The sequence below is a fragment of the Burkholderia sp. ABCPW 11 genome (assembly GCF_001523445.1).
In the GTDB taxonomy this organism is placed as follows: Bacteria; Pseudomonadota; Gammaproteobacteria; order Burkholderiales; family Burkholderiaceae; genus Burkholderia.
The window spans coordinates 1-11,257 of record NZ_LOVM01000007.1 but is presented as its reverse complement, the minus strand read 5'-3'; the positions used below and the strand labels follow the sequence as shown (position 1 = coordinate 11,257).

The following is an 11,257-nucleotide window of genomic DNA, read 5'->3' as shown; positions in this document are numbered from 1 at the left end:
GCGACGCGCGGCCAGATACTGGGATCATTTCCGCAAGCAATCCGAAAGATGCAATTATTCAAGCGATTCAATCAATTTCGGTTGACAGTCTTATGCTGCCGGACCGCTCCCACCGGCGTGGATAGCGTCGTCTTGCTGTCCGATCCCATCGATGCATGCGCCGAGCAGCAGGTTCACGGCGTCCGACAATCTCGCCAGCAACCCGCTTATCGCGTCAACATGCCCCGCACGGCCCTGCGCCTCGATTTCGGCGCAGATCGCGACTATCGCATGCTCCTGCACCATCGCAAATGCGCCCTTGATCGCGTGCACATGCCGCAGTATTGCTTCGATATCCTTGTTTGCGATCGCGGCGCGCGTCTGGACAATCGCGTCGGTCGTCGTCTCCGCGAGCAGATCGCGCAGTTCGCCATGCAGGTGCGACAGCACGGCCGGCGCCCCGTCGGCGGCATCATCCGACGGTTCGGACCGGTGCGAGCGCTTGACCTGCCGGCGCACGACCGCATCGATCTGGGCAAGCGACATCGGTTTGGTCAGCACCTCTGACATGCCCACTGCCTCGCAGCGCCGGATCTCTTCCATCGACGCGTGCGCGGTGATCGCAACGATCGGCAGCGCGTCGCCCCGCCCACGCAGGATGGCGGTCAATCGGTAGCCGTCCATCACCGGCATGCTCAGGTCGGTCATCACGAGGTCGTAACGCGTTTCGCTCATGCGTCGCAACGCGTCGAGGCCGTTTTCCGCGAGATCCGCGTCGTAGCCCAGCATGTCGAACTGGTCTTTCAGCAATGCCCGGTTGACCGGATGGTCCTCGACCACGAGCAATTTTGCGCGAACAGGCGCTTCATGCAGTTCGTCGGCCGGCTCGGCAGCGTCGATATCGCCAGGCTGACCGAGCACACGCGCCAACGCCGCGTGCAGCCCTCCGATCGCGTAGCACGAAACAGATACGCGTGGCCCCAGCACGACCGGTGTGCGCGGCCCGTCGGGCGATGCGTCGATCGTCCATTGCACCCGCTGCACCAGCGCTTCCTCATCGGAAACGGGCCACGGCCTGAGATGGCCGAACACGATCACGGTGTCGCAGCTGTCTGGCACCTCTGCCGGGCTGGAAACGAGTACCGCGTCGATACCCCAACATGCAAGGTGCTGCGCGATGCTGTCGCGCCAGCCCACGGCCACCGACACCAGCGCGACATTCGGGCGACCCGCAAACGCGCCGCGCCGCTCGAACGACGCTTCGTGCGCATGCCGCCCGGATAACGACAGCACGAACGTGCTGCCGTGCCCCGGCGCGCTATCCACCGTGAGCGTGCCGCCCATGAGGTCGGTCATCCTTTTGCACAGCGCGAGCCCCAGGCCCGTGCCTCCGAAGCGGCGCGCGATCGTCGCATCCGCCTGCGTGAATGCATCGAAGATGAAAGCGTGACGTTCGGGGGCGATGCCGACGCCCGTATCGCTGACCGCGATCTCGAGCCGCCCTCCGTTCTCGCGCACGTCGACGGCGACATGCCCGTCGTCGGTAAATTTCAGTGCGTTACTGGTAAGGTTCGCGACGATCTGCCGGATCCGGACCGGGTCGCCAAGATAGCGCGGCGCCAATTCGGGATCGAAGCGGCACGCCAGTTCGATGCCCTTGTCGCCGGCAATCGGCGCGAACATCACGCACACCTGCTCGACCACGTCGACGACGTCGAATGCGATCGTCTCGACACTCATCTGTCCGGACTCGGCCTTCGAGAAATCGAGCACGTCGTTGATCACGCCGAGCAGCGCGTGCGATGACGACGTGATCGTCGCGAGCCGATCCCGCTGCAGCGCCGACAGCGGCGATCGGCCCAATAGCTCCAGGTTTCCGAAAATCGCATTGAGCGGCGTGCGGATCTCGTGGCTCATCGTCGCGACGAACGTCGATTTCGCGCGATTGGCTTCGTCTGCCGCGCGCCGCGCCTCGTCGAGCTTGCGTTCCGTATGCTTGCGCGCGGTGATGTCGGAGAACCCGCACAACAATACCGGCTCGCCTTGATAGCGCGTCTTGACGAGGCTGACCGCCAGTTCGCTGATCTGGCCGTCGATTTCGACCACGAGCTCGGCATCGAGCGGCCCAGCCAATGCTTCGTGCGGATGAGCCTGCCGCCAGCGCTTGAAGATCTCCAGGAACCGCAGATGCAGCGGCGATGCGCCGTCGGCCGCATCCGCCGTGCCACGGTACCGCGCCATCACACCATTCTCCAGCATCATGTCGCCGGTGCGAACCGACAGCAGCCCAAGCCCGAACGGCGCCATCGCGATGATCGAGCGGTTCAGATGCTCGCTTTCGAACACCTGCTTCGAACGGCGATAAAGCGGCTTGAAGACCGTGCGATTGAAGTACAGCAGAAACGCCCACATCAAGGCGATGATGACGAATGCCGCTACGGCCCGGATCGCCAGATCAGGCAACAACGCGTTGACGACCGTGCGCCACGTATACGCATAGACGAGCGCCCAGCCGGTATCGGACAGGCGCTCGCCGATCGTGAACACGCCCTTCTCGTACCGCGCATCGAAGCGCTGAAACGCATGCTTCCATCCGGAGAGCTGCTGCACACGCTCGGCAAGGCGCTCGTGGGTATCGCGATCGATGTCCGCCTCCAGCATCACCTTGCCGGCCGGATCGAGCAGCAGGAATTCGCCGTCGTACGGCACCTCGCCGAGCTTCCTGCGCAGCACGTCGGTCGGCAGGTCGCTGACGAACACGACGAACGGCTTGCCATGCTCGAACCCCGGCTGCACCAGCCGGAACGATTCGACGCCCGTCAGCGGATCGCGCGACGGCGGTAGCCAGAACACCTTGCGCGATTCGAACAACATGCGGTCGTAGTCCGGATCGCGGAGATCGCCGATCGACGGCGCCACCTCGCGGATCAGCCCGGTCGTGTCCTTCGCGCCGAGCGACGCAACCGGATTGCCGCCGGGCGGCGGCGGCACGATCGAGATGAACGTGTCGTCGACATTGAACGCATAGCCGGACATCGCCTGGCCGCGCTGCTTCGCGCTCGCGCTCGTCGAATAGGCTTGTTCCTCGAAGAGCGCCAGATAGTCGGCATAGTCCGACGCGCGCTGCCCGTGCGCCATCTCGCCCAGGAGCAGTTGCGGATCGACGTGCTTGCTCGACTGCACGACGAGCCGGCCGCCCTTTTCCGCGAATTCCTTGACGAGCGCGTCGCGCGGGCGACGACGGTCGACCCACAGCAGTTCCGCGTTGTAGACACCACGGCGCATCGCTGCCTGCTTGGTTTCCACTTCGACCAGCAGCAGCGCCTTGTGCGCGAGGAACGTCGAGCGGCTGTCCGCGATGTACGCGCGGATCGCCGCTGCCGCGCCGATCATTACGGCGAGCAGGATCGTCACGGTCATCGCGAAGCCGCCACCGTAGAGCAGTCGCTTCTGGTAGCGGCCGAGCAGGTGCAACTCGCCCGCGTTCGCTTTGGCGCGGCTTTTAGGAAAACGGAACATCGAACGAAAAGAAAGACGTTCAAGCATGAGAATTCTCGAGTAACGTCCACGTCCGGCTGGCGTATTGCACTGCCGGATCGAGAGGTAGATCGTGGGAGCCCTTCTCAGACATGCACGGTCCGGCCGGACCGTGCATGTCTGAGGATGAGGCTCGGTGAGCGTTGCTGGGCAACTTGCGTTCGGGGCTCGTCACGTATGCCCAACGCGCATGAAAAAAAGCGCCCGAATTGCTTCGGGCGCTTGCTGTGGCGTGGCTACCGCATTCACGAACGCCGTGAGCACGGGGCCGGTGAATCGTTGGCCGTTCAGCTGCCGGGCAACTGCCCGGCAAGCCGTCCGGCCCGCGACTTACCAGTAGAAGCCGCCGCCGATCACCGCGCCGACTTCACCGCGGCTGCTCGTGTTGACGGCTGCCTTGACCGTCCACTTGCCGTCACGCGTCATGTACGACGCACCGAGTGCCGAACCGTATTCGCCGCCGTACGTACTGCCCGCGATCGACACGAAGGTGCGCCCCGGTTGCGTCGACTGCGGCAGTCCGGCCACGGCCATCGCCGCTGCCACGCCGCCCATTGCATCCTGGCGGGCGCTGCGTACCGAGTTCTGCATCTGCTGCACGTTGACCGCATCGGTCGGCGCCGTGCCGGCCGCGACGTTCGTGATCTGCCGCTCGTTGCCGGCCGAACCGACGGACACCGCGTTGTCGCGATCCGCGACCGAGCCCGCACCGAGCGCAACCGAGTTGTTACCGGTGGCGTTCGCGTTCTGACCGATCGCGGTACTGCCGGCACCCGACGCATTCGAACCGTTGCCGATCGCCGTGCCGCCACTGCCCGATGCATTCGAGCCACTGCCGATTGCCGTACTGCCGTCGCTCGAAGCCTTCGCTTCGTGCCCGATCGCCGCGCTGTCCTTGCCCGACGCCTCCGAGCCGGCGCCGACCTCGACGCTTCTCTCGCCGCTGCCCGGCGCATCGATATTGCCCGAGCCATCGCCGGGGCCGCCCGGGTTGCCGGGAATGCCGCCAGCTTCCAGATCGGAGACACGATCGCCGAGGTCGGAGAACCGGTTCTCGAAGTCCTGCTGCATCGCGTACAACTGGCCGCCGTTCACCGCGTCCATGCTGCCCGACTCGATCCGGCCCGGTGCGACGTTGAGCAGCTTCGTGCCCATCGAGCCGCCGAACGTCACGCTGTCGAGGTCGATGCCGTCGTAGACCACGGCCGCGAGTTCCTTGCCCGTGTAGTCGATCAGGCCCGTCGCCTTCAGCTGCGCGATCGTCACGGCGTCGCTGTCGTTCACGCCATTCGCGACACCCGACAGCGTGCGCGGACCGGCCGTGCCGGCGAAGTCCACCGACGTGCCGCCCGTCGCCGCGCCGACCGTGATCGCGCGCGTCGTCGGATCCTGCTGAACGAGACCGATCTGCCCCGATTCGAGCTGGTTGTTGATTTTCACGATGTCGCCTTCGTTGGTCGTCACGCGGCCGTCGAGGTTCGTCACCACGTCGCCGACGTTGTGATACGTGTTCGAGCCGCCATTGCCATCGCCGACGGTGAAGGTGGGTGCCGAAATCGAACCGTCCGCGTTGACCGTCGAGCCCGCGCCGATCGCCGATGCGACGCTTTCCGACACGCCATGCAGCTGCGAGCCGTTCACCGCGTCAAAACTGCCGGCTGCGACTTCGCCTGCCGCCACACCGGTCAACTTGCGCTCGCCCGCTGTGCCCGTGAAGTCGACCGTCGTGCCGTCGGTGTTCGCGGCAACCGTGATGTTGCGCGACGTTGCGTCCTGCTGCACGAGGCCGACCGTGCCGTTGCCGATTTGATCGGCCAGCGTCTTGATGTCGCCTTCGTTGGTCGTCACGCGGCCATCGAGGTTCGTCACCACGTCGCCGACGTTGTCGTAGGTAGCCGAGCCGCCATTGCCGTCACCGACCGTGAAGCTCGGCGCCGTGATCGTGCCGTCCTGATTCACCGTCGAACCCGCGCCGATCGCCGAGGCAACGCTTTCCGACACGCCATGCAGCTGCGAGCCGTTCACCGCGTCCAGGCTGGAAGCCGAGACCTCACCTGCCGCCACGCCCGTCAGTTTCCGCTCGCCGTCCTGACCGGTAAAGTCGACTGTCGTGCCGTCAGTGTTCGCGCCGACCGTGAGGTTCGCGCCGGGTGCCGACTGCTGAACAAGCCCGAGCGTGCCGCTCGACAGGTCGTTGATCTGCTGATTGATGTTCGTGATGTCGGACCGGTTCGTCTCGATATCGTTCTTCGCGATGGTCAGTTGACCGTCCAGCGCGTACAGCGCGTCGCCGACGGTGGATTGACCACCGCCGTTTACGAGATTGTATTTCGGGCCGGTGACGGCGCCCGTATTCGGGTCGATCGACGCGCCTCCGCCGAGTGCGGACACGACAGGTTCGAGCTGCGACACGTTGACCGCGTCGGTAGCTTGCGTGCCCGCGGCAAGGTTGACAATTTGGCGGGTGAAAAGCGTCCGTGCACTGCCGTCCGCATTGGTCGCAACATCATTGCCGACCGAGAAAACCTCTGCGCGGCTTGTTCCAGTGTCGGCGCCCACCGAGGCGGAATTCTTCCCAGTGGTGCGAGCGCGGCTGCCGAGTGCTACAGCACCGCTGGCACTGGTGTAGGCACCAGTCCCGAAAGAGACAGTTCCGTTACCTCCGGTCGAAACGCTGTTTGCACCGACCGCAATCGAACCGGAGTTGCCGTTCCGCGCTCCTGCGCCAATAACGATCGAATTACCACCATCCACCACGGCGCCGCTACCAATACCAATCGCGCCGGTAGCAAGCCCACCGATAGCGCCATTGCGAACGGTTGCCCCGCCGATTGCCGTGGCATTCGATACCCCCACATTCTGCCCATTGATCGTTGAGCCGGCACCAATCACCGTATTGTTGTCGGTCGTAGACGGGTTTTGGATGATCGTCCCGCCGCCAGCGGTATAGTCGTTCGTGCCCAACACACCGATACTGTGTGTAGAGGGGGCCGTCGCTGATACGCTGACATTGGCAGGCGTGCATTCTGCAGCCGTGGTAAGCGAACCAGGCAAGCGGTCTTCCGTCATGCAGATATCGGCCGCGAATGCGCCACCAACTGTTGCGCTGCCGATTGCAAACCCGACCACGACCTTGCGCGCCGCGCGCGCCACTCCTTTCGAATGCGACTTCGCCGTTTCGGCGACCGCCGTCCATGTGCCCGTCGCGGCGTTCCAGATATTGCGGTAAGTCTTGTTCATTTCCCATTCCTTTCAAGTTGTCAGGTAGACGATTGAATGGTAGGGATAGCCAGTCTGCCGGTCTGTCGTCCGAAACTGAATTGCCGACTCCGGCTCTGTAGGGCCGGTCCTGCATTGCTAGACGTGTATCGCAGGCGCTACCGCAGAGAAATGCGCGAATATCACGCATAAAAAATCGGCCTCGCACATCCTTCGCGCGAGGCCGTATCGAGGACGGGCAGCAGCCCGCATCGCGCAACGAGCGTTACCGAATCTCGACTCGCACTTCCACGCGCCGATTCTGCGCGCGCCCTTCCGCCGTCTCGTTCGGTGCAACCGGATCGGCTGCGCCCATGCCCTGCGCGTCGAATTGCTCGGCGCGCAGGCCCTTCGTGCGCAGGTACGTGACGACGGATCGTGCGCGTGCTTCGGACAACCTCAGGTTATGTGCTTCCGATCCGGTCGAATCGGTATAGCCGATCACCGTCACGCGATTGAAGGTGTTCGCCTGGTTAGCGCGAACGAATTCGTCCAGCGTGCGGCGCGCGCCGACGGTCAGCACTGCGCTGTCCGTCGCAAAGTTCGCATTGCCTTGCAGCAGTATCTGGCGCGGCTGCGGGGCCGGTTGAGGCTGCGGCGCGGGCTGCGGCTGTACCTGCGGCGCAGGCTGCACGACCGGCTGCGGCTTGCCGCACATGAACGTGATCTCGCGCGGATCCTTCATCGGTGCATTGCTGCGCACGCGGTCAATCATCTCGAGCGGCGTGAAACCCTTGCCCTGACAGAACTCCTCTGCCGCGCGGGCACATGAATTCACGCTACCCAGCAGCCCGTCGCAGCTCACGCGGAACACGTTGTCCGGCTTGCCCGGAATCGACACCGCACGAATGTCGTAGGTCGGCCCCGATTGGGTCGTACAGGCGCCGAGCGCCATCGCGATCGCGCCGATCGAAGCAGCGCGCAACAACAGAGTTTTCATGGTCATGGTGAAACGTCCGCCCAGAGGCGGACGACAGAATTGAATTGGAAAGATGGAAACGCGTGATGCGGTGTCGCACGGGCGGAGCGGCGCGAACCGCCCCGCCCTGCGCGATTACCACTGGTACGACGCACCCACGCCGACGGTATTGCCGCCGCTCGACAGACCCACGCCGGCCTTCATCTTCAGGTTCTGCGTGATGCGGGCTTCGCCGCCGAACGCCACTGCCTGATAGCCCTTGTAGGTCGCTCCGCCGACGCCGAACGACAACGTCTTGCCCGGATCGACGCCAGGAATCATCGTCAGCGCGGTGGCTGCCGCGATGCCCGAGTACGCGTTCTTCGACACGTCGTTGATCTGCCCTTGCAGACCGCCCACTGCGCGGTCGAGCTGCCCCTTCGACGCTGCGTCGTTCGCGTTGATACCGTCCGCGATGTTGACGATCCGACGGTTGCCTTCGTCGGTGCCGTTGCCGAACGACACCGTGTTGGCTTCGTTCGCCACCGAGCCGGAGCCGATCGCGACGGACTGGTTGCCCGACGCGTTCGCGCCGGAACCGATCGCGGTCGCGCCTTCGCCGGTGCTCGATGCACCCGAGCCGATCGCCGTGCCGTTGTCCTTCGACACGCTCGAACCCGAGCCGATCACGGTGCCGTTATTCGCGCCACCGCCGATGTTCGACCCCGAGCCGGCCGCCGTGTTGCCCGTGCCGGTACCGGCGTTGGCGGGGTTTTCGTCTCGCGCGCCGGTATCAGTGCCGGCGAAGTACGGGTTGTCGCCCGAACCGCCGCCACCACCGCCATTGCCCGGATTCTGCTCGAGGGCGCCGACACGATCGTCGAGACCGCTGAACTGGTCGCGCAAGTCGCTCAACTGGCCGAAGTTCACCGCGTCGTACTTGTTCACACCGTCAGCAACGTTGGTCAGCACCACCGGCGCCGCGCCCGTCCCGCCCAGCGTCACCGAGCCGTAGTTCGGCGTGCCGTCGTCCTTCAGGTCGTAACGCACCGCGAGCGAATCGGTCGCGCCGTACTGGGCCGCTGCCTGGACTGCCTCGGCAACGGTCTTGTACTTGTTCCCGTTCACTTCGATCGCCGTGTCCACGAGCTTGCCGTCATCGTCGACCGTCGTGCCGCCGCCGATTACGTCCGCGACGCTCTGCGCCGTGCCGTACAGCTGCGAACCGTTGATCGCGTCGTTGCTCGTCGCGTTCACCGCGCCTGCGGCCACGCCGGTCAGCACACGGTCGCCCGCGGTGCCGGCGAAGTTCACGACAGTACCGTCCGTGTCCTTCGCGACCGTGATGTCGCGCGTCGTCTCGTCCTGCTGGACCAGACCGATCGAGCCGTCCGCCAGGCTGTCCGAGATGTTCGTGATCGCGTCGCCGACGTTGTTGAACGTCTGGTTGTTGACCACATACGTCGGGCTCGTCACCTTGCCGTCCGCATCGACCGTCGAACCGCCGCCGAGCGAATCGGCCACGCTTTGCGCCACGCCGTGCAACTGCGCGCCGTTCACCGCGTCCGTGCTGGTGGCGCTCACCGCGCCCGCCTTCACATTCGTGATCGTCGTGCCGCCCTTGCCGGCCAGAACGACCTGATCGAAGTTCGCCGAGCTGTCGGTGTTCTTGCCGTACGTGACGGCGAGCGACGACAGCGTGCCCGGGTTGCCCGGATCGGCCGGCGCGACGAGACCGGCGTCCTGCAGCTGGCCAAGGTTCACCGCGTCGTTACGTGCGACGCCGTCCGCGACGTTCGACACGCGCACCGGGCCGTTACCGTTGCCGAGCGTCACCGAGCCGTAGTTCGGCGCGCCGTCCGCGTTGCGGTCGTACGTGACCGCTGCGAGCGACTGACCGGTTGCCGGATCGACCAGGCCCGAATCGGCGAGCTGGTTCTGGATGACCGTGATGTGCGTCGTGTTGTCCACGACACGGCCATCGAGGTTCGCCAGCGCATCGCCCACGCTGTGGTAGTCCTGCTTGCGCGATGCATCCGCCGGATCGGCCAGCGAGTACGTCGGGTTCGTCACGTTGCCGCTCGCGTCGACGGTCGAGCCGCCGCCCAGCGAATCGGCCACACTCTGTGCGGTGCCGTGCAGCTGCGAACCGTTGATCGCATCCTTGCTCGTCGCCGTTACCGCGCCTGCCGCCACGTTCGTCAGCGTCGTGCCGTTCGCACCGCCCAGCGTCACCCGATCCTGCGACGCATCGTCGTACGCCACCGCGTTGGGCGTACCGCCACCACCGTTATCGGCAACGTACTTTTTCATCTGGTCGACGTTCACCGCATCGGTGCCGGCCGTACCCTCGGCCACGTTGACGATTTGGCGTTCGCCGCCGACGACACCGACCGACACCGAGTTGATGCGGTCCGCCCGCGAGCCCGCGCCCAGCGCGACCGAGTTGCCGGCGCTCGCCATCGCGCCATAGCCCATGGACGTCGAGTTGTTGCCGGTCGCGGCCGAGTTCGTGCCGATCGCCAGGCTCTGGCTGACCGCATTTGCGCCGTTGCCGATCGCAACCGCACTCGCGCCGGCTGCGCTAGCCAGCGAACCGATCGCCGTTGCGAAGTCCGCGCCGGCCGCAGTCGTCGCGCCGGAACCGATCGCCACGCTCGAGCTGCCGTTCGCCGTTGCACCGCCGCCGATGGCCGTCGCATTGCCGTTCAACGCCTGTGCATCGGTGCCGAGCGCTGTCGCCTGCGTACCGGTCGCTCGCGCGGCCGTGCCGACCGCGACGCCGCCGAAACCGCTCGACACCGCGCCTGCGCCCGCCGCAAGGCCGCCCTGGCCCGGCGTGACCGTCGGCGCATCGCTGCCGTCGCCAGCCCCGTCCGCCACGAAGTAGCCGCCGTCCGTCGTGGTCTGCGGCATCGCATCCAGCGTCGACTTGATTTGCGCCACCTGATCGTTGACCTGATTCAGCGTCGCGGTCGTGTTGGTCGCGAGCTTTGCGTCCAGCGTGCGCAGGTTGACCGCATCGGTGCCGCTCTGCGCGTCGCCGACGTTGACGATCCGGCGCTCCGCGCCCGCGTTGCCCACCGACACCACGCCGACCTGATTCGCGACCGAGTTCGCGCCCAGTGCCACCGAGTTCATCGCCGATGCGCTCGCGCCCGTGCCCAGCGCGAGCGCCGAGGTTCCGCTCGTCGATGCGTTGGCACCCAGCGCAACCGAACTACCCGCCGCTGCGTTCGCGTTCGCGCCGATCGCCACCGCACGGCCGCCCGTCGCCGACGCGTCGTCCGTGCCGTCGTTCCGGCCGTTCGCCTTGAAGTAGCGCGTTGCCGTTGCGATCTGCTCGCCGGTCGACGCTTGCAGCGCATCCAGCTGCGAACGGTTCACCGCATCGTTGGCATCCACGCCGTCGGCGACGTTCTTGATTTGCGTGCCACCGGTCGACGGATCGCCGCCCAGCGTGATCGTGCCTTTCGAAGCGTCGTCGTACGTGACGGCGGCAAGCGACTTGCCGTCGTCGCCGATCAGGCCCGAACCCTTCAGTTGGCTCATGTTCACCGCGTCCGTGTCGGCCACGCCCGCGTT

At 65.6% G+C, this 11,257-nt stretch carries 4 protein-coding genes; all 4 read right to left on the bottom strand.

What is annotated here, in order from left to right; genetic code table 11:
* Positions 1-90 precede the first annotated feature (90 nt).
* On the bottom strand, positions 91-3,525 hold the full coding sequence (locus WS61_RS03720) for a hybrid sensor histidine kinase/response regulator (RefSeq protein ID WP_095211584.1): 3,435 nt from the start codon (positions 3,523-3,525) through the stop codon (positions 91-93).
* 321 nt (positions 3,526-3,846) lie between these two features.
* Positions 3,847-6,756 carry a YadA-like family protein gene (locus tag WS61_RS03715; protein ID WP_059499289.1) on the bottom strand — a complete coding sequence of 970 codons (2,910 nt, stop codon included), beginning with the start codon at positions 6,754-6,756 and terminating at the stop codon, positions 3,847-3,849.
* Between the two features lie 244 nt (positions 6,757-7,000).
* Positions 7,001-7,720, bottom strand: a complete 720-nt coding sequence (locus WS61_RS03710) for an OmpA family protein (protein ID WP_059499288.1) — start codon at positions 7,718-7,720, stop codon at positions 7,001-7,003.
* Positions 7,721-7,828: 108 nt separating this feature from the next.
* A partial coding sequence (locus tag WS61_RS03705) for an S-layer family protein (RefSeq protein ID WP_179949651.1) occupies positions 7,829-11,257 on the bottom strand: 3,429 nt, incomplete at its 5' end.

Coding starts and splice junctions, on each gene's coding strand:
- WS61_RS03720 (WP_095211584.1), bottom strand. CDS start 3,525: ATGCTTGAACGTCTTTCTTTTCGTTCGATGTTCCGTTTTCCTAAAAGC.
- WS61_RS03715 (WP_059499289.1), bottom strand. CDS start 6,756: ATGAACAAGACTTACCGCAATATCTGGAACGCCGCGACGGGCACATGG.
- WS61_RS03710 (WP_059499288.1), bottom strand. CDS start 7,720: ATGACCATGAAAACTCTGTTGTTGCGCGCTGCTTCGATCGGCGCGATC.